The 18,919-nt window shown below is 65.3% G+C and carries 18 protein-coding genes; 15 read left to right on the forward strand and 3 right to left on the reverse strand.

The annotated features are described in order from the left end of the window. The first annotated feature begins 7 nt into the window (after positions 1 to 7). The 6 genes from xerC to hslU all read left to right on the forward strand — a co-directional run bounded on the left by xerC (position 8) and on the right by hslU (position 6,757). Positions 8 to 910 (forward strand): tyrosine recombinase XerC, encoded by a 903-nt coding sequence (xerC, locus tag E1N52_RS34495; protein WP_246089334.1) that lies wholly within the window; start codon positions 8 to 10, stop codon positions 908 to 910. Positions 911 to 973: 63 nt separating this feature from the next. Beyond that, positions 974 to 2,188, forward strand: coding sequence for a class I SAM-dependent rRNA methyltransferase (locus E1N52_RS34500; protein ID WP_133188289.1), 1,215 nt, complete (start codon positions 974 to 976; stop codon positions 2,186 to 2,188). A gap of 221 nt (positions 2,189 to 2,409) precedes the next feature. Next, positions 2,410 to 3,483, forward strand: coding sequence for a CobW family GTP-binding protein (locus E1N52_RS34505; RefSeq protein ID WP_484217454.1), 1,074 nt, complete (start codon positions 2,410 to 2,412; stop codon positions 3,481 to 3,483). A gap of 585 nt (positions 3,484 to 4,068) precedes the next feature. Next, complete coding sequence (gene dksA / locus E1N52_RS34510; protein ID WP_028203189.1) at positions 4,069 to 4,488, forward strand: RNA polymerase-binding protein DksA; 420 nt, start codon at positions 4,069 to 4,071, stop codon at positions 4,486 to 4,488. 346 nt (positions 4,489 to 4,834) lie between these two features. Continuing rightward, on the forward strand, positions 4,835 to 5,371 hold the full coding sequence (hslV, locus tag E1N52_RS34515; protein WP_133188293.1) for an ATP-dependent protease subunit HslV: 537 nt from the start codon (positions 4,835 to 4,837) through the stop codon (positions 5,369 to 5,371). A gap of 36 nt (positions 5,372 to 5,407) precedes the next feature. Beyond that, on the forward strand, positions 5,408 to 6,757 hold the full coding sequence (gene hslU, locus E1N52_RS34520) for an ATP-dependent protease ATPase subunit HslU (protein WP_133188295.1): 1,350 nt from the start codon (positions 5,408 to 5,410) through the stop codon (positions 6,755 to 6,757). A gap of 69 nt (positions 6,758 to 6,826) precedes the next feature. Here hslU and E1N52_RS34525 read toward each other — a convergent pair whose 3' ends face one another. Together E1N52_RS34525 and E1N52_RS34530 are read right to left on the reverse strand one after the other, a co-directional pair. Next, complete coding sequence (locus tag E1N52_RS34525) at positions 6,827 to 7,369, reverse strand: response regulator transcription factor (protein WP_069264661.1); 543 nt, start codon at positions 7,367 to 7,369, stop codon at positions 6,827 to 6,829. Between the two features lie 18 nt (positions 7,370 to 7,387). Further along, the gene (locus E1N52_RS34530) at positions 7,388 to 8,821 is read right to left on the reverse strand and encodes an ATP-binding protein (protein WP_133188297.1); all 1,434 of its coding nucleotides are present in this window, start codon (positions 8,819 to 8,821) and stop codon (positions 7,388 to 7,390) included. A 117-nt stretch (positions 8,822 to 8,938) separates the two neighbouring features. Here E1N52_RS34530 and E1N52_RS34535 point away from each other — a divergent pair, with 117 nt between their 5' ends. Continuing rightward, positions 8,939 to 10,600: a hypothetical protein gene (locus E1N52_RS34535; RefSeq protein WP_246089332.1), complete on the forward strand. Its 1,662-nt coding sequence runs from the start codon at positions 8,939 to 8,941 to the stop codon at positions 10,598 to 10,600. On the opposite strand, the gene E1N52_RS34540 is transcribed toward E1N52_RS34535, so the two are convergent. Continuing rightward, positions 10,590 to 10,826, reverse strand: a complete 237-nt coding sequence (locus E1N52_RS34540) for a cysteine-rich CWC family protein (RefSeq protein WP_133188299.1) — start codon at positions 10,824 to 10,826, stop codon at positions 10,590 to 10,592. The genes E1N52_RS34535 and E1N52_RS34540 overlap by 11 nt on opposite strands. A 321-nt stretch (positions 10,827 to 11,147) precedes the next feature. Here E1N52_RS34540 and argB point away from each other — a divergent pair, with 321 nt between their 5' ends. From argB to E1N52_RS34580, 8 genes are all read left to right on the forward strand, one after another. Next, complete coding sequence (argB, locus tag E1N52_RS34545; protein WP_028203194.1) at positions 11,148 to 12,047, forward strand: acetylglutamate kinase; 900 nt, start codon at positions 11,148 to 11,150, stop codon at positions 12,045 to 12,047. Between the two features lie 52 nt (positions 12,048 to 12,099). Then, a complete protein-coding gene (locus E1N52_RS34550) occupies positions 12,100 to 12,873 on the forward strand; it encodes a pyrimidine 5'-nucleotidase (protein WP_133188329.1) in 774 nt (257 codons plus the stop codon). Between the two features lie 45 nt (positions 12,874 to 12,918). Next, a complete protein-coding gene (gene slmA, locus E1N52_RS34555) occupies positions 12,919 to 13,605 on the forward strand; it encodes a nucleoid occlusion factor SlmA (RefSeq protein ID WP_133188301.1) in 687 nt (228 codons plus the stop codon). Between the two features lie 60 nt (positions 13,606 to 13,665). Then, the gene (locus E1N52_RS34560) at positions 13,666 to 14,256 is read left to right on the forward strand and encodes an HdeD family acid-resistance protein (RefSeq protein WP_133188303.1); all 591 of its coding nucleotides are present in this window, start codon (positions 13,666 to 13,668) and stop codon (positions 14,254 to 14,256) included. 312 nt (positions 14,257 to 14,568) lie between these two features. Beyond that, positions 14,569 to 15,714 (forward strand): homoserine O-succinyltransferase MetX, encoded by a 1,146-nt coding sequence (gene metX, locus E1N52_RS34565; RefSeq protein WP_133188305.1) that lies wholly within the window; start codon positions 14,569 to 14,571, stop codon positions 15,712 to 15,714. Further along, on the forward strand, positions 15,711 to 16,319 hold the full coding sequence (gene metW / locus E1N52_RS34570) for a methionine biosynthesis protein MetW (protein WP_133188307.1): 609 nt from the start codon (positions 15,711 to 15,713) through the stop codon (positions 16,317 to 16,319). Before metX ends, metW begins: the two co-directional genes overlap by 4 nt. A gap of 81 nt (positions 16,320 to 16,400) precedes the next feature. Then, positions 16,401 to 17,795, forward strand: coding sequence for an AmpG family muropeptide MFS transporter (locus E1N52_RS34575; protein WP_133188309.1), 1,395 nt, complete (start codon positions 16,401 to 16,403; stop codon positions 17,793 to 17,795). Next, positions 17,792 to 18,919: a M48 family metallopeptidase gene (locus E1N52_RS34580; RefSeq protein WP_133188311.1), complete on the forward strand. Its 1,128-nt coding sequence runs from the start codon at positions 17,792 to 17,794 to the stop codon at positions 18,917 to 18,919. Before E1N52_RS34575 ends, E1N52_RS34580 begins: the two co-directional genes overlap by 4 nt.

An 18,919-nucleotide genomic window follows, 5' to 3' on the forward strand; every position in this document is an offset into this window, starting at 1 on the left:
TCTCGCGATGCTCGAACACGAGCGGCGGCTCTCGGAGCACACGCTGCGCGGCTACACGCATGAACTCGACGAGCTGAAGAAGCTCGCCAACGGCAAGCCGCTCGAAACGGTCACCGCCGCGCAAGTGCGCGGCGCGGTGGCGCGCGCGCATGCGGGCGGCCTCTCGGCGCGCTCGATCGCGCACCGGCTGTCGGCCTGGCGCGCCTTCTATCGCTGGCTCGCGGGGCGCATCGAAATGGACGCGAATCCCGTGGCCGCCGTGCGTGCGCCCAAGCGCGCCAAGACACTGCCAAAGGCACTCTCCGTCGACGACGCCACGCATCTCATGGAAGCGCCTGCCGTCGCCGGCTCGGAAGAAGGCGGCCCGGAGGCATTGCGCGACCGCGCGATGCTCGAGCTGTTCTACTCCTCGGGGCTGCGTCTCGCCGAACTCGTCGGACTTGACGTGCGTTACGTAAAGCGCGACGGCTACGAATCGGCGGGCTGGCTCAAGCGCGAAGCCGCCGAAGTCGAGGTACTGGGCAAGGGCAATCGTCACCGCATGGTGCCGGTCGGGCGCAAGGCGCTCGACGCGCTAGACGCTTGGCTCGCCGCCCGCAGCGCCTTCGTGAAGCACGACGACGCCCCGCTCTTTCTCTCCGTGCGCGGCAACCGCATGGCGCCGGGCGTGGTGCGCGAGCGCGTGAAGCGCGCCGCCATCGCGGCGGGGATTCCCGCGAACGTGCACCCGCACGTGCTGCGGCACTCGTTCGCCACCCATCTGCTGCAGTCGAGCGGCGACCTGCGCGCCGTGCAGGAACTGCTCGGCCACGCGAGCATCTCGGCCACCCAGGTCTATACGTCGCTCGACTTTCAGCATCTCGCGAAGGTCTACGACACTGCGCATCCACGCGCCAAGAAGCGCGATTGATACGCCGCGGCACTCGCGCAACGCTGCGCGATATCCGTGCCGTTACCCAGCATTGAAGCCATCATGAATATCGTCACCCTCAAGCCGTCCAAAGAAAAATCCCTGCTGCGCCGCCATCCGTGGGTCTACGCGAACGCGATCGACCACGTGGAAGGCAAGCCCACGCCGGGCGCCACCGTCATCGTGCGCTCGGCCGACGGCCGCTTTCTCGGGCGCGCCGCCTACAGCCCGCATTCGCAGATCCGCGCGCGCGTGTGGAGCTTCGACGAAAACGAGCCGATCGACCACGCGTTCTTCAAGCGGCGCGTGCAGCGCGCCGTGGCCGACCGCCGCGCGATGGTGAGCGGCACGGGCGCGGTGCGCCTCATCTTCGGCGAGGCCGACGGGCTGCCTGGCCTGATCGTCGACTACTACATCGAAGATGGCGGGGATGTTGCACAAAGCGGCCGCGGCCAGCTCGTGTGCCAGTTCATGGCGGCGGGCGTCGAGGCGTGGAAGGAGGCGATCGTCGCCGCACTCACGTCGGCCACGGGCTGCCCGAACGTGTACGAGCGCTCGGACGTGTCGATCCGCGAGAAGGAAGGGCTCGAACAGATCACGGGCCTGCTCGCCGGCGACGAACCGCCGGCCACGATCATCACGAGCGAGAACGGCGTGCGCTATCACGTGGACGTGCGCAACGGCCACAAGACCGGTTTCTACGTGGATCAACGCGACAACCGCGCGCTCGTGCAGACGTACGCGCGCGAGCGTGAGGTGCTCAACTGCTTCTGCTACACCGGCGGCTTCTCGCTCGCGGCCATGAAGGGCGGCGCGAAACGCGTGGTGTCGATCGATTCCTCCGGCGAAGCGCTCGCCACGGCGCAGAAGAACGTCGAGGCGAACGGCTTCGACGCCGCGCTCGCGACCTGGCTCGACGCCGACGCCTTCAAGACGCTGCGCCGCCTCTACGACGACGGCGAGCGCTTCGATCTCGTGGTGCTCGATCCGCCCAAGTTCGCGGCCTCGCGCGAGCACGTGGACCGCGCCGCGCGCGCCTACAAGGACATCAATCTCACGGGTTTCAAGCTGCTGCGTCCGGGCGGTCTGCTGTTCACGTATTCGTGCTCGGGTGCGATCGATTCGGCGCTGTTCCAGAAGATCGTTGCGGGCGCCGCTGCCGACGCGAAGGTGGACGCGCGTATCCTCAAGCGCCTTGGCGCCGGTGTGGATCATCCGCTGCTCACGGCATTCCCGGAAGGCGAATATCTGAAGGGCCTGCTGTTGCAAATCGCCTGAGACGGCCTTACTTGAGACTTTTCGGCGGCGCGCTGGAACGCCTTGATGGCGCTCTGTTCGCGCCCCGATTGGGTCTCGCGCCCGGCCGCCGCATGCGGGCGCGGCGCAGATATGTTTCAATAGGAAGTTATGTTGTAACACTCGAAGGCAGCGACAGCACGAAGCGGCGCGCCTGAACGTACCCCTCGAACACCTACCAGGCAGACAGCATGGCAACCAGCATGATTCCCGTCACCATCCTGACCGGCTTTCTCGGCAGCGGCAAAACCACGCTGCTCAAGCGCATCCTGAACGAAAAGCACGGCATGAAAATCGCCGTGATCGAGAACGAGTTCGGCGAAGAGAACATCGACAACGAAATCCTCGTGCAGGACAGCACCGAGCAGATCATCCAGATGAGCAACGGCTGCATCTGCTGCACGATTCGCGGCGACCTCGCGCGCGTGCTCGGAGACCTCGCGCAGCAAAAGCGCGACGGCAAGCTGGACTTCGACCGCGTGGTGATCGAAACCACCGGCCTCGCCAATCCGGGCCCGGTCGCGCAGACGTTCTTCATGGATAACGAGATCGCCGACGAATTCCTGCTCGACGCGATCATCACGCTCGTGGACGCCAAGCACGGCAACCATCAGCTCGACGAGCACGAAGTCGTGCAGCGCCAGGTCGGTTTCGCCGATCGCCTCTTCATCACGAAGGCCGACCTCGTCGACGAAACGGAACTCGCCGATCTGCGTCATCGCGTGCTGCACATGAACCCGAAGGCGCAGATCCGCCAGGTGAATTTCGGCGAGGCCGACATCAAGGAAGTGTTCGACCTGCGCGGCTTCAACCTGAACGCCAAGCTCGAAATCGACCCCGACTTCCTCGCCGAAGACGATCACGCTCATGCGCATCGCGATCACGCGCATGACCACGATCACGCCGATTGCGACCACGATCACGGCCAGTGCAGCCACGAAGGCCACGATCACGCCCACCACCATCACGCGCACCACGACGACAAGATCAAATCGTTCGTCTACCGCAGCGACCGCCCGTTCGATCCGAACCGCCTCGAAGACTTCCTCGGCGGCATCCTGCAGATCTACGGCGAGCGCCTCCTGCGCTACAAGGGCGTGCTCTACATGAAGGGCGTGGACCGCAAGGTGGTGTTCCAGGGCGTGCACCAGATGATGGGCAGCGACCTGGCCGCCAAGTGGCTGCCGATCGAGAAGAAGGGCAGCAAGATGGTGTTCATCGGCATCGAGCTGCCGCAGGACCTCATCACCGACGGGCTCGACGCCTGCCTCGCCTGACCGGCTTCCCCGCTTTTCCCGATACGCCCGGCTCGCTGCCGGGCGTTTTCGTCTGGAGTTTGCGCACGGCGACGCCAAGTTTGCCGCCTGCGCAAAGAATTCCTTCCGGTTCTGTGCGTCAAATAACGTACCCGACCATCGCTTTTTCACGATTGGCGCGTTATATTTTCTGGATATCGACCGGTGCGCAAACGGTCTGGTGACAGGCGGGCCACAGCAGGGATTTCCCGCTTGCGGCGCGAGTTTGCGGTTCGGTTACAATACGGCCCCACTGGAAGAGAGGTGCCCCGGAATTCAGCCGAGGGACGCCCCGCCGGCAGCGCATCGCGTCGCAGCGCGCAGTCGGTACGATATATGCCTCAGGAGCATCTGATGACCGGTTTCCAGAGGAGTTCGGCCCCGCAGCGGCGCTTCGGGCGTCACGACAGTTCATCGTCCGTGCCCGCCAGCGCGCATATAACGGCGCGGTAACTGCGCCTGGCAAAGTGGTAAAGGTTGGTAACGGCCACCGCGGCCACTGCGGGCAACACAAAAGTGCAGGCAAGATGTGCCAGTTTTGCCTCACTCATTGAAGAAGCAAGCCAGATGACGACGAAACGACTCTTGACCGAAGCCGAAATCCTGAAGATGAGCGACAAGGATTACATGAACGAGGATCAGCTCGCCTTCTTCAAGAACCGGCTCGAACAGCTGCAGGCGGAAATCCTCCGCAATGCGGGCCAGACCACCGAGAATCTGCGCGAAACCGTGATCGTTCCCGATCCGGCCGACCGCGCGACGATCGAAGAAGAGCATGCGCTCGAGCTGCGTACGCGCGACCGCGAACGCAAGCTGCTCAAGAAGGTGCAGCAATCGCTCGCGCGCATCGATTCCGGCGACTACGGCTGGTGCGAAGAAACGGGCGAGCCGATCGGCATCCCGCGTCTGCTCGCGCGCCCGACCGCCACGCTCTCGCTCGAAGCGCAAGAGCGCCGCGAACTGCGCCAGAAGCTGTTCGGCGACTGAGCTTTATTCTGGCCGCGAAGCCCTGTTTGCGCGGCGAGTGACTTGCCTTCCCTGTCGAAGCGCACGGAGCACCGTGCGCTTTTTTCTTTTGCGCGCGCCGTTGCGCGTCTAGCCACCGTGCCGCCGCGCCGTTTTCTGCGCCCGCGGCCCTTGATATGCCCACCGCCGCCCTAAACTCCAATGGATATGCGCTCGCGGCGCGCCCCAAGGCGCGCGCAACGCAACCGGAATCAGGGCGGCGGCGCCCGCAGCGTGCACGGCGCGCGAGCACCGCGGCGCCCACCCGAAAGCGGCAGGCACACCACCTTCGCATCCAACCCGGCATCAACGGTAAAAAGGAACGCACATGGAGCAATTTCACGGCACGACGATCGTATCCGTGCGGCGCGGCGACAAGGTCGCGCTCGGCGGCGACGGCCAGGTCACCCTCGGCAACATCGTCATGAAGGGTGGCGCGAAGAAGGTCCGGCGCATTTACGGCGGCAAGGTCATGGTCGGCTTCGCCGGCGGCACCGCCGACGCGTTCTCGCTGCTCGACCGCTTCGAAGCCAAGCTCGAAAAACATCAGGGCAACCTCACGCGCGCGGCCGTCGAACTCGCCAAGGACTGGCGCACCGACCGCATGCTGCGCCGCCTCGAAGCCATGCTGATCGCCGCCGACGCGACCACCACGCTCGTGATCACCGGCAACGGCGACGTGCTCGACCCCGAAGAAGGCATCTGCGCGATCGGTTCGGGCGGCGCGTATGCGCAGGCCGCGGCCCGCGCGCTCATGGAGAACACCGAACTCTCGCCGCGCGAGATCGTCGAAAAGTCGCTCGAGATCGCGGGCGACATGTGCATCTACACGAATCACAACCGCGTGATCGAAACCATCGAATAACTCGCCAACCGACCGTACAGACGAGAAGGAATCAGGATGAGCACCATGACCCCCGCCGAGATCGTCTCGGAACTCGACAAGCACATCATCGGCCAGGCGAACGCGAAGAAGGCCGTGGCCGTCGCGCTGCGCAACCGCTGGCGCCGCCAGCAGGTCGCGGATCCGCTGCGCCAGGAAATCACGCCGAAGAACATCCTCATGATCGGGCCGACGGGCGTCGGCAAGACCGAAATCGCGCGGCGTCTCGCGAAGCTTGCAGACGCGCCGTTCATCAAGATCGAAGCGACCAAGTTCACCGAAGTGGGCTACGTGGGCCGCGACGTGGACAGCATCGTGCGTGACCTCATCGAAATCTCGGTGAAGCAGACGCGCGAAACGGAAATGCGCAAGGTGCGCAGCAAGGCCACGGATCAGGCCGAAGACCGCATCCTCGACATCCTGCTGCCGACGGCGCGCCCGGTAGGCTTCGGTTCGTCCGATGCGGCGAGCCACGCCGAAAGCGGCGACAACACGACGCGTCAGACCTTCCGCAAGCGCCTGCGCGAAGGCCAGCTCGACGACAAGGAAATCGAGCTGGACGTCGAGCAGCCGCAAGCGGGCATGGACATCATGGGCCCCCCGGGCATGGAAGACATGACCGAGCAGATCCGCTCGATGTTCGCCAATCTGGGCGGTGGCAAGAAAACGCGCCGCAAGGTGAAGGTCAAGGAAGCGCTCAAGCTGCTGACCGACGAAGAAGCCGGCAAGATGCTCAACGACGAAGAGGTCAAGCAAAAGGCCGTGCAGAACGTCGAGCAGAACGGCATCGTGTTCCTCGACGAAATCGACAAGATCGCCTCGCGCAACAACGAAGGCAGCGGCGGCGAAGTTTCGCGTCAGGGCGTGCAGCGCGATCTGCTGCCGCTCGTGGAAGGCACGACCATCAACACGAAATACGGGATGGTGAAGACCGATCACGTCCTGTTCATCGCGAGCGGCGCGTTCCATCTCTCAAAGCCGAGCGATCTGATTCCCGAACTGCAGGGCCGCTTCCCGATTCGCGTGGAACTCGATTCGCTCTCCGTGAAGGACTTCGAAGCGATTCTGGTCGCGACCGACGCGAGCCTCGTGAAGCAGTATCAGGCGCTGCTCGCCACCGAAGACGTGCAGCTCGATTTCGCAGAAGACGGTATTCGCCGCCTCGCGGAAATCGCCTTCTCCGTGAACGAGAAGACCGAGAACATCGGAGCGCGCCGTCTCTACACGGTGATCGAAAAGCTGCTGGAAGACGTGTCGTTCGCCGCCGGCAATCATGCGGGCAAGAGCGTGACCATCGACGCCGCCTATGTCGACCGCGCGCTCGGCGAAGTGGCGCAGGACGAAGACCTGTCGCGTTACGTGCTCTAAACGCAACGCATGGCGCATGAAAAAGGGACCCCGCGGGGTCCCTTTTCTTTTGCCGCGCCGTAGCTGTGCTTACTGGCGCACCGGGCGCTTCGCGAGCTTGCGCTGCAGCGTGCGCCGGTGCATGTTGAGCGCGCGAGCCGTGGCAGAGATGTTGCCGTTGTGCTCGGCCAGCACGCGCTGGATGTGCTCCCATTCGAGGCGCGCGACCGAGAGCGGCGCCGGGTGCTCGATGGCCTCTTCGGCCTGCACGGCGCTCGCATCGCTTTGGAGTGCCGAGAGAATCATCTCGACGTTGGCGGGCTTGGCCAGATAGTTGTCCGCGCCGTCCTTCACGGCCTGCACCGCCGTGGCGATGCTCGCGTAGCCCGTGAGCACGAGCATGCGCGCGTCCGGCTGCAGTTCGCGCAGCGGTGCGATGAGCGACAGGCCTGAGTCGTTGCCGAGATGCAGGTCCACGGTGATCTGCGAGAACTTCTGCTGGTTGGCGAAGCGAATCGCCTCTTCCGCATTGTGTGCCTGCTTCACCTCGAAGCCGCGCCGCGTGAGGCCGCGCGTGAGGATGTCGGAGAACACTTCGTCGTCGTCGATGACCAGAAAACTCATATCGCTCATGCCTAATTCTCCGTGTTGTTACGCGGCGTCGGACCGGGTCGGCCCCTCGCCTGATCCAATCTCCGAACCCGCGGGCGCTGCGCCTTCGCGCGCCGCCGCGGGGTTCGCCTGACCCGCCTTGACCTGTTTCGCCGGCAAGCGCAGCACCGCACGGGTGCCGCGTGGACGGCGCGTGCGCGTGCCGCTGCCGGTTGCGGCGCCAGCCGACGTCTCGTCATCCGCGCCGCTCACTTCGCCCGACGCGCTGCCGGGCGGCGTGACGTCGTTGAGCTCGATCGAACCGCCAAGCCGCGCCGCCGACGAAAACGCCAGATACAGCCCGACGCCGTGACCGCCCTGGGTGCTGTCCACGGGCGCGGCGCCCAGCGAGGCGCGCAGCGATGAGGGAATGCCGGGCCCCGCATCGCAAACTTCGAAATCGACGTACCCGGCTCGCGCGGCCGCATAGGCGCGCAGCGTCACGAAATCGCGGCTGGCACGCGCGGCGTTGTCGAGCAGGATGGTGAGGATCTGGCCAACGGCGACAGTGTCGTCGAGGGCGAAGTCGTTCGGTCCATTGTCGAGGAGTTCGAACTTCACGTGCGGATGGCGCAAGCGCCATTGCTCGACGAAAGGCCCGAGCCATTCACTCACAAGCTGACGCGCGCCTGCGGACGAAGCGCGGCTCCTCAGCCGTGCGAGCGCCGAGGTGCAAAGCGAGATCTGCTTGTCGAGCAATTCGAGGTCGGCGGCATACGGCGAGAGGCCCTTGTCCGTACGCGCGACGTCGCGCAATTCCTCGGTGAGCATGGCGATGGTCGAGAGCGGCGTGCCGATCTCGTGCGCCACGGTGGCGGCCTGCACGCCCAGCGCCACGGCGCGCTCGTCGCGCAACAGGCGCTGCTGCGCGTCGCCGAGCGCGGTGTCGCGCTGGCGCAGCGCGCGCGACATACGCGCGACGAACCACACGATCAGGCACACGCTCACCATGAAGTTCACCCACATGCCCGCGCGATAGTAGTCGAACAGGTTGGCGGGATTGTCGAGATTGAGCGGAACGTTGTCGAAGCCGAGCAGCACGTAGCAGGCCACCGCGAAGGCCGCGAGCCAGGCGGTGAGATACCACGGCAGCACGGCGGCTGCAATGGCGAGCGAGGGCAGATAGAGCGAGACGAACGGATTGGTCGTGCCGCCGGAAAGAAAGAGCAGCGCGGAAAGCGCGCCGAGATCGACCCAGAGCTGGCCGAACAATTCGAGATTCGACTCGGGACGATCCTGCGTGACGCGCAGCCAGGTCACGCCGTTGAACGCCACTTCCATGGCGATCACGAACAGCATGGCGGGCAGCGGCAACTGCACGCCGATGAAGAGCTGCACGAACGCGATCGTGCAGAGCTGGCCGATGATGGCGAGACTGCGCAGCCAGAACAGATGGCTGAGATTGACGCGAGCACTGACGGTTATGCGATGCATGCTGTCAGTTTACCGGTTAGGACTTATCTGATTCATCATCTTGAAAGGGTTTGCTTCAATCTATGTCATTCGCCGAACACTTTTACTTCGGCGCTTTCTGACAAGCAAAACGGAATAATGCAGACCTCGCCCCCTGACGTATTCCACACCGTGCGCAATCTCTTTCTCGATTTCGTCGACGCTGCGGTGGCCGGTGGGACCGCCAGGAAGACCGATGCGTCCGCACACGAATTGCTGGCCGCCACGCACGCCGCGCTGAGCGGCCTCGACGACGACGCGCTCATGCTCATCGCCGCTCGCGCACAGGATAGCGCGCTGGCGCAAGAACCCGTGCGCCTGAGCGCAGCGATCGCCCGGCTCGCGCCACAGCGGGCCGCCGCATGGTTCGCAGCGGGCCTCGCGCTGCAGTTTGCAAACCGTCACGCCGAAGCGGTAGAACCTTACCGCCATGCGCTGGCAATCGCGCGGAAGTTTCCAAATCTGCGCAACAATCTTGCTACGGCTTTGATGCAGATCAATTTTGGAGACCGCGAGATTCTGCCGCTGCTCGAAGAAACGGTCGCCGAAGAGCCTGACAACGTCAACGCCTGGATCAACCTTGCCCGCGTGTTCCCAACCGATACCGACGCGGCGCGTCCACTCCACGCCAGCCGTCGCGCACTCGAACTCGCGCCGCAAAGTCCGCTCGCCCTGAACAACCACGCGATGGCCTGCAAGGAAACGCAGCAGTGGGACGAGGTTGAACGCGCGGCGCGCGCCGCCTGCCAGTATGCGCCCAACGACGCATCGCTACGCTTGAACCTGTCGATGACGCAGCTTCTGCGGGGCAACTATGCCGAGGGCTGGCCCGGACACGAGATGCGCTGGCAGGGGTCGAGCGAGCTGGCCATGGGCCGCCCGGTGTTCCCGAAGCCCGAATGGCGAGGCGAGCCGCTCGCGGGCCGCACATTGCTGGTATGGGGCGAACAGGGCATGGGCGACGTGCTGCAATTCTGCCGCTACGTGCCCATGCTCGCCGAGCGCGTGCATCGCGAAGGCGGCCGTCTCGTCTGGAATGCGTTTCCGCAGATGGGCGCCCTGCTCTCGCGCAGCCTGGGCAGCCATTGCGATCTGTACTGCGCGGGCGGCCCAATCGAAAACCTGCCGCCCTACGATTGCGAAGTCTCGCTGTTGAGCTTGCCGCTCATCTTCGGCACTGAGGAAGCGACGATCCCGGGCCCCATCGGTTATCTCAAGCCCGATCCCGAGGCGGCGGCGCGCTGGCGCAAATGCCTTGCGGGCGAACAGCGCCTGAAGGTCGGGCTCGTGTGGACGGGCAGCCTCACGCACAAGCGCAATCCGTTTCGTCGCGTCGGGCTCGAGCGGTACGCCCGGCATTTCGGCGGCATCGAGGGCGTGGCGTTCTACTCGCTGCAGCCCGGCGCGGAGCAGGACATCGCCGCGGCGCGCGAAGCGGGCTTCGAGGTGGCCGATTTCAGCGCGCAGTGGACGACCTTCGACGACACCGCCGCGTTCGTCGACGCGCTCGATCTGGTGATTTCCGTTTGCACGTCGAGCGCACATCTTGCAGGTGCGCTCGGCAAGCCCGCGTGGGTGCTGCTGGACGTCAATCCGCATTGGGTCTGGCTGCTGGATCGGCGGGACAGCCCGTGGTATCCGAATACCCGGCTGTATCGTCAAAAGACGTTCAAACAGTGGGAGCCCGTGCTCGACGAAGTGAGCGCCGATCTCGCGGCGCTCGCGCACGGAGTGCAATTCAGCGGGCAAGTCAGGGCATAGCGCTCCTGCCCTTCGGCGAGGCTCCCGCTGCCGGGGCCGCCGCTGCCGCGAGGCATTCGGGGCAAAGGCAGCGCCCGCGCGGGTCCAGCTCGCTAGCCGGCAAGGCGGGCAGCGACTTGCACCAGCAATCGAAGGGTTCGGTGTTCCTGCCGCAGTCGAAGCTGTTGCCGCAGCGCGGGCAGCGGGCGCTTTTCATGCCGGTGGCGGGCACGGCGGAGGCGGTCATGGCGCGCACTCCTCTCGAAGCCATGGGTTGGCGACAAGAAGATGATGCCACAGCCCGCGCGCGCGTCCTGCGCCTCGCTTTTCCCGCCCGCCTTCCTCTGCCGATTTCGCCCCGTTTTGCAGCGCTGCCGATGCGCTCGCGCCCGTGTTGCGCGTGTGCCTCGCGAAGCGCCCGATGCGCGTCGTTTTCCCCGCCGTTTTCCCTGCTGCACCGCGCCAGTCCTGTACAATCCGCCCTGTTTCGACCGTTTTGCGGCCGCGTTTTTCGTCCGCGGATATTCGTCCGCGAGTTTCGTCCGTTTTTCGTCCAGTCTCCGCCGCCATGTCCGAGCCCATCGACCTTTCGCAGATTGCCCCCACCCTGAAAGCCGAAATTCTGGCCGAAGCGCTGCCTTACATTCGCCAGTACCACGGCAAGACCGTCGTCATCAAGTACGGCGGCAATGCCATGACCGAAGAGCGGCTCAAGCAGGGCTTCGCGCGCGACGTCATCCTGCTCAAGCTCGTGGGCATCAATCCGGTCATCGTGCACGGCGGCGGCCCGCAGATCGATACGGCGCTCAAGAAGATCGGCAAGCAAGGCACGTTCATCCAGGGCATGCGCGTCACGGATGAAGAAACCATGGAAGTCGTCGAGTGGGTGCTCGGCGGCGAGGTGCAGCAGGACATCGTCACGCTCATCAACCACTTCGGCGGCCACGCGGTCGGCCTGACCGGCAAGGACGGCGGCCTGATCCACGCCCGCAAGCTGATGATGCCGGACCGTGACAACCCGGGTCAGTACATCGACATCGGCCAGGTGGGCGAAGTCGAGGCGATCAACCCGGCGGTCGTGAAGGCGCTCCAGGACGACGCGTTCATTCCGGTGATCTCGCCGATCGGCTTCGGCGAAGACGGCCTCTCGTACAACATCAACGCCGACCTCGTGGCGGGCAAGCTCGCCGTGGTGCTCAACGCCGAAAAGCTCGTGATGATGACGAACATCCCCGGCGTGATGGACAAGGCGGGCAATCTGCTCACCGACCTCTCGGCTCGCGAGATCGACGCCCTCTTCGAAGACGGCACGATCTCGGGCGGCATGCTGCCGAAGATCTCGTCGGCGCTCGACGCAGCCAAGAGCGGCGTGCGCTCGGTGCACATCATCGACGGCCGCATCGAGCATTCGGTGCTGCTGGAAATCCTGACCGAACAGCCGTTCGGCACGATGATCCGCTCGCACTAAGCCCCTGCCTCCCGGCGGTGGCGCCATGCCGCCGCCGCGTCTCACGTCCGCGATGACCGACTCCAGCCTTCATGCCAGGCGTGCCCGGCGCCGGCCGCGCCGCGTCGCCCACATAGCGGGCGGCCCCACCTCACGCGGCCCGAGCTATGGCGCCCCCGTCTGGCTTTTCGATCTCGACAACACGCTGCACAACGCGTCGCGCGCGATCTTCCCGGCCATAAATGCCGGCATGACGCAGTACATCATCGACGCGCTCGGCGTGAGCCGCGACGAAGCCAATCACCTGCGCACGAGCTACACGCACCGCTACGGCGCGACGCTGCTCGGTCTCACGCGCCATCATCCGATCGACCCGCACGACTTCCTCAAGGTCGTGCACACCTTCGACGACCTGCACGGCATGCTGCACGCCGAGCGCGGCCTCGCCCGCACGCTCGCCGCCCTGCCCGGGCGCAAGATCGTGCTCACCAACGGGCCCGAGGACTACGCGCACGCGGTGCTCGCGGCGCTCGGCATCGAGCGGCTCTTCGAACGCGTGATCGCCATCGAAGGCATGCGCTCGCGCACCCACTGGCGCGCCAAGCCGGACCGCGCGATGCTGCGCGGCACGCTGCGCCGGGCGGGCGTGGCGCTCGCCGATGCGATCCTGATCGAAGACACGCGCAGCCACCTCAAGCGCTACCGGCGCCTCGGCATCCGCACTGTATGGATCACCGGGCATTTGCCAGCGCATCTGCCGGCGACTGGCAGGCCACACTATGTTGATCGTCGCATTCGTTCGCTAAAATCCCTGAAACTAGGCCTGCAGTCGGGACGCTCGAAGTAAAACGGGGGAGCGCACACCCAGAGGCCAACGCCAGGGACGATATCCATGCAGCCGACAGAAACGCGAGAAGCAGTCGAAGCAGCAGATTCGCCGGGCGCGGCCCGCCGCGCCCCCCGCCCGAAACCGGGCGAACGCCGTATCCACATTCTCCAGACGCTCGCCAGCATGCTGGAGGCGCCGCGCGGCGAAAAAATCACCACGGCGGCGCTGGCCGCGCGCCTTGGGGTTTCCGAGGCCGCGCTGTACCGCCATTTCGCGAGCAAGGCCCAGATGTACGAGGGCCTGATCGATTTCATCGAGCAGACGCTTTTCGGACTCATCAACCAGATCGTCGAAAAAGAGCCGAGCGGCGTCCTGCAGGCGCGTGCAATCGCCCTGATGCTCGTGAACTTTTCCACGCGCAACGCCGGCATGACCCGCGTCCTGACGTGCGAAGCCCTTGTGGGCGAGCACGAACGCCTCGCCGAGCGCGTGAACCAGATGCTCGATCGCGTCGAGGCGTCGCTGCGCCAGTGCCTGCGCGTCGACCTCGCTCAGGAGGCCGAGCGGAAGGCAATTTCGGGGTCTGACCATGTCAGCGCGAAGCCTGCCGCCAAGGGATACGATCCAACGGTCCGTGCGAATCTGGTCGTGCGCTATGTGATCGGTTGCTGGCATCGCTATGCGCAAAGCGGTTTCACTCGCTCACCGAGCGAGCACGCCGACGAGCAGATCCGCATCATTCTTCAATAGCGCGGCCGCGGGGCGACTTTCCGTGGCGGCTGCCCGCGTCGCTACAAGGAGAACCGTCACATGAACCGTCCCGTTCCTCCGCTCGGCCTGCCGCCCATCCTGACGGGCCTCTCCGCTCATTGGGGCTGGCTCATCGCGCGAGGCATCGCCGCCATCATCTTCGGCGTGCTCGCCTTCTCGCTGCCCGGCCTCACCGTGCTCACACTCGCCATCGTCTGGGGTGCCTACGCCATCGTCGACGGCGCGTTCGCGCTCATCTACGGCGCCCGCGGCGGCGGCAGGCGGCGCTGGACCTACGTCATCATCGGTCTGATCGGCGTGATCGCCGGCCTCGTGGCGTTCTTCTGGCCCGGCGAGACCGCCATCGTCCTCGTGATGATCATCGGCGTATGGGCGTTCTTCACGGGCATCTTCGAGATCGTCTATGCGATCCAGTACCGGCACGCCATCGCGCATCCGTGGGCGGTCGGGATTTCGGGGCTGCTCTCGGCCACGGTGGGCTTTTTCTTCGCGATGTTCCCCGGCGCGGGCGCGCTCTCGCTGATCTGGGTGATCGCCGCCTATGCGGTCCTCTACGGCCTCCTGATGATCATCGCGGCCTTGCAGCTGCGGCGCTGGCGCAACGCGCATCCTTCGGCACCCGTTAAGTGATAACGCTTCGCGGCCTCGCGCGGTGCGCGGGCACGTGAAGGGACGGTGCAAAAGCGCCGGGGCGGCATCGCGCCGCCCCGGCCGCTCTTCCCGTGTGCCGCGTCGCTTTGCACTTTTTCCGATATACTCTGCGTTCCTTTTGCAATACCCACGCGCCGATTTGCTGACTCGATTGCGGGCGCGTGAACTCTCAAGGCTTGGGCCCGGGAGTTCGATATAAATGCGGCTAAAGAGGTCGTCAGCTGCGCCAACCCTTTCGCACTCCGCGCCCGCCGACACCGTTTAGCCGCCCGAAAAACCAAGGCGGAACGAATGGAATCGATCGGCATCGTCGCTCCTCAAACACTGCATTTCGACGAGCCTCTGCAACTGCAGAACGGCACGGCGCTGGCCGGGTACGACCTCGTGGTCGAAACCTACGGCACGCTCAACGCCGCGCGCAGCAACGCGGTGCTCGTCTGTCACGCGCTTAATGCGTCGCACCACGTGGCGGGCGTCTACGAAGACGACCCCAAAAATGTGGGCTGGTGGGACAACATGGTCGGCCCGGGCAAGCCGCTCGACACCAACCGCTTCTTCGTGATCGGCGTGAACAATCTCGGCTCGTGCTTCGGCTCGACCGGCCCAATGAGCATCGACCCGGCCACCGGCCAGCCCTATGGCGCGAAGTTTCCGGTCGTGACCGTCGAGGACTGGGTGGACGCACAGGCGCGCGTGGCCGATCGCTTCGGCATCGAGAAGTTCGCCGCGGTGATGGGCGGCAGCCTCGGCGGCATGCAAGCGCTTGCATGGAGCCTGCGCTATCCGGATCGCCTCGGCCACTGCATCGTGGTCGCCTCCACGCCGAAGCTCTCGGCGCAAAACATCGCGTTCAACGAAGTCGCGCGCTCGGCCATTCTCTCGGACCCCGACTTCCATGGCGGCGACTACTACGCCCACAACGTGAAGCCGCGCCGCGGCCTGCGCGTGGCGCGCATGATCGGCCACATCACCTATCTGTCCGACGACGACATGGCCGAGAAATTCGGCCGGGCGCTGCGCCGTGCGGAAGGCGCCGAAAACGCATACAACTTCAACTTCGACGTGGAATTCGAAGTGGAGTCGTACCTGCGCTATCAGGGCGACAAGTTCGCCGACTACTTCGACGCCAACACCTACCTGCTGATCACGCGCGCGCTCGATTACTTCGACCCCGCCAAGGCGTATGACGGCGACCTCACTCGGGCACTCGCACACACGAAGGCGAAATACCTTGTGGCGAGCTTCGCGACCGACTGGCGTTTCGCGCCCGCGCGCTCGCGCGAACTCGTGAAGGCGCTGCTCGATCACAAGCGCCAGGTGACCTACGCGGAAATCGATGCGCCGCACGGCCATGACGCCTTCCTGCTCGACGACGCGCGCTATCACAATGTGGTGCGAGCTTACTACGAACGTATTGCTGCTGAGGTGGGCGCATGAACCAGAGCGCTTTCGACAGTCTTTCCGCCCGTCCCGACTTTCGCACCATCGCGCGCTGGATCGAACCGCGCGCGAAGGTGCTCGACCTCGGCTGCGGCGACGGCTCGCTGCTCTCGCTGCTCACCGAAGAGCTGGAGTGCACGGGCTACGGCATCGAGATCAACGACGCGGGCGTGCTCGCTTCGGTGAAGAACGGCATCAACGTGATCCAGCAGAATCTGGAAGACGGCCTGCGCCTGTTCGAGGACGCGAGCTTCGACTTCGCGATCCTCTCGCAAACGCTGCAGACCATTCACCAGACGGCCGCCATCCTGCGCGAGACCGCGCGCGTGGGCAAGGAGTGCATCGTCTCGTTTCCGAACTTCGGCTACTGGCCGCACCGCCTTTCGGTACTGCGCGGACGCATGCCGGTTTCGAAGTCGCTGCCCTACCAGTGGCATAACACGCCGAACGTGCGTGTTCTCACGGTGAAGGACTTCGAGGCGCTCGCGCCCGAAGTGGGCGTCGAAATTCTCGACCGCGCCGTGCTCCATGGGGGTCAGACCGTTCGTTGGGGTGTGAACTGGCGTGGTAGTCTTGCGGTCTATCGCGTGAGAAAAAAATGACGCCGTGCGCGGCGTCGCGTGTTTTTCTGCCCGACCGGTTCACCCAAAACCGCACCCAACACCGCCGCCGCTAACGACGACATGCAGAATCCGCCCCACGAGGCACCCGCTCTTACCGCTCACGAATCCCACCCCGGCTGGCGTGCGTATCTGAATACGCACATGCTGATCTGCGTGTTCCTCGGCTTTACCTCCGGGCTGCCGCTCTTCACGCTCGTCTATCTCGTGCAGGCGTGGCTGCGCTCGGAGGGCGTCAATCTCAAGGAGATCGGCCTCTTCGCGCTGATCCAGTTCCCCTACACCTGGAAGTTCGTCTGGGCCCCGCTCATGGATCGCTACGTGCCGCGTCTGCCCGGCTGGCGCCCGGGGCGGCGGCGCGGCTGGATGCTCGTCACGCAGATTCTCGTGGCGCTCGCTATCGGCACGCTCGGCTACGTTTCGCCGAAAGATTCGATCTGGACCGTGGCCGCGCTCACCGCGCTGGTGGCGTTCTTCGGCGCGAGCCAGGACATCTCCATCGACGCCTACCGGCGCGAACTGCTCACCGATACGCAGCAGGGCCTCGGCAATGCCGTGCACGTGAACGCCTACAAGATCGCGGCGCTCGTGCCGGGCTCGCTCGCGCTGATTCTTTCCGACCATCTGCCGTGGAGCACCGTGTTCGTCGTGACGGCGGCGTTCATGATTCCCGGCATGATCATGACGCTCGTCGTGAAAGAGCCCGAAGTGCACGGCGCGCCGCCGAAGAACCTGCGCGAAGCGATCGTGCAGCCGTTCGCCGAATTCGTGCGCCGCGACGGTCTGGCCGCGGCACTGTTTGTGCTCGCCTTCATCTTCCTCTACAAGCTCGGCGACACGATGGCGACCACCCTGTCCACATCGTTCTTCCTCGACATCGGCTATTCGCGCACCGAGATCGGCGTGATCGCCAAGATGACGGCATTCGGCGCGAGCCTCGCAGGCGGCATTATCGGCGGCGTGGCGCTCGTGAAGATCGGCATTGGGCGCGGGCTGTGGATCTTCGGCTTCCTGCAAATGATTTCTACTCTGGGTTTCGCGTGGCTCGCGCAGCTCGGCGCAGGCTCGCCCTCGCTCGCCTCCATCTACGATGCCGTGCTCGCCGTGAGCCACACGGTTTCGTGGGCCGCAGGCCTCTTCGGCACCAGCGTGCAATTCACGCTCGACCCGCGCGCCGTTGCACTCGCGCTCGTGTACGGCTTCGAGACCTTTGCAACCGGACTCACGCTCGCCGCGTTCACTGCCTATATTGCAAGCACGACCGATCCACGTTACACCGCCACGCAGTTCGCACTCTTCACGAGCCTCGCCTCCGTGCCCCGCACGCTGGCCTCCGCCGCGAGCGGCTACGTGGTCGCGAAGATCGGCTGGTTCGACTATTTCATCGTCTGCACGGTGCTCGCGGTACCGGGTATGCTCCTGCTCATTCGTATTGCCCCGTGGAGAGTCCGGTCGTGAGCACGCATGAGACCGTCGCGCAAAGCCCGCGTGCGCTGCAGCGCAGCGGCGCGCGCGCGCGTGCGCTCGTGCTGGCTCTGACCGCTGCCTTGCCTAGCCTTTGCGCATGGGACGCCTGGGGTGCCGAGAACCCGGCCGCCACGAGCGCCCCGGCGGCCGTGCCGGGCAATCCTGCAACGCCGCCAGCAGGCAGTGCCGCGAGCGCAGGCAATGGCGCGACCAACCCAGCGAACAACGCGAACGGCGCAGCAAACAGCGGCGCTAACGCGAACGCTACGCCGGGAAGCGTCGCCCCTGGCGCGCCGAACACGGGCCGCGTGGTGCGCTTCGGCAACGCCGCCGTGTACCGCAACCTGATTCCCTCGCCGATGCTCGAAGCGCAGGCCACGGCCGAGTTCAACGAGATCGTGCGCGGCGCGGCCCATTCGAACCGCCTCTATGCCGAAAGCGATCCGCACGTGCAGCGCGTGCGGGCTTTCGTCGACCGGCTCGCGCCTTACTCGCAGAAGTGGAGCGATCGCGTCAAGAACTGGAAGTGGGAAGTGGCGGTGATCCGCTCGAACGACATCCGCATGTACGCCCTGCCGGGCGGCAAGATCGTCGTGTATGGCGGCCTGCTCGACCGCGTGAAGCTCAACGACAACGAGTTCGGCATGCTGCTCGGCCACGAGATCGCGCATGCGGTGCGCGAGCACGTGCGCGAGCGCCTTGGCGAACAACAGGCCGCGCAGATCGAATCGGGCTCCGTGCCGCAGCTATTCGGGCTCGCGGATCTCGGCGTGTTTCCGCTCGGCATCGGCTCGCAACTCGTGGAGATGCACTACGGCCGCGCCGACGAAACCGAAGCCGACGTGATCGGCAGCGATATCGCCTCGCGCGCGGGCTTCGATCCGCGCGCGGCGCTCACGCTCTGGGACAAACTCGCGGTGGCAACGCGCGCCGACCGCGATCAGGGCTTCATCTACGTGCATCCCTACACGCCTGCCCGGCGCGCCGACATCGCCAAGCGCCTCGCCGACATGATGCCGCTCTATGCAAAGGCCATCGGCAAGCCGCTCGCCGAGTTGCCCGACTACGAGGGCATCCCGGCCGTGCAGAAGCGCAAGGTGGTCTCGGCGCCCTGA

The sequence above is a fragment of the Paraburkholderia guartelaensis genome (assembly GCF_004353905.1).
Taxonomy (GTDB): domain Bacteria; phylum Pseudomonadota; class Gammaproteobacteria; order Burkholderiales; family Burkholderiaceae; genus Paraburkholderia; species Paraburkholderia guartelaensis.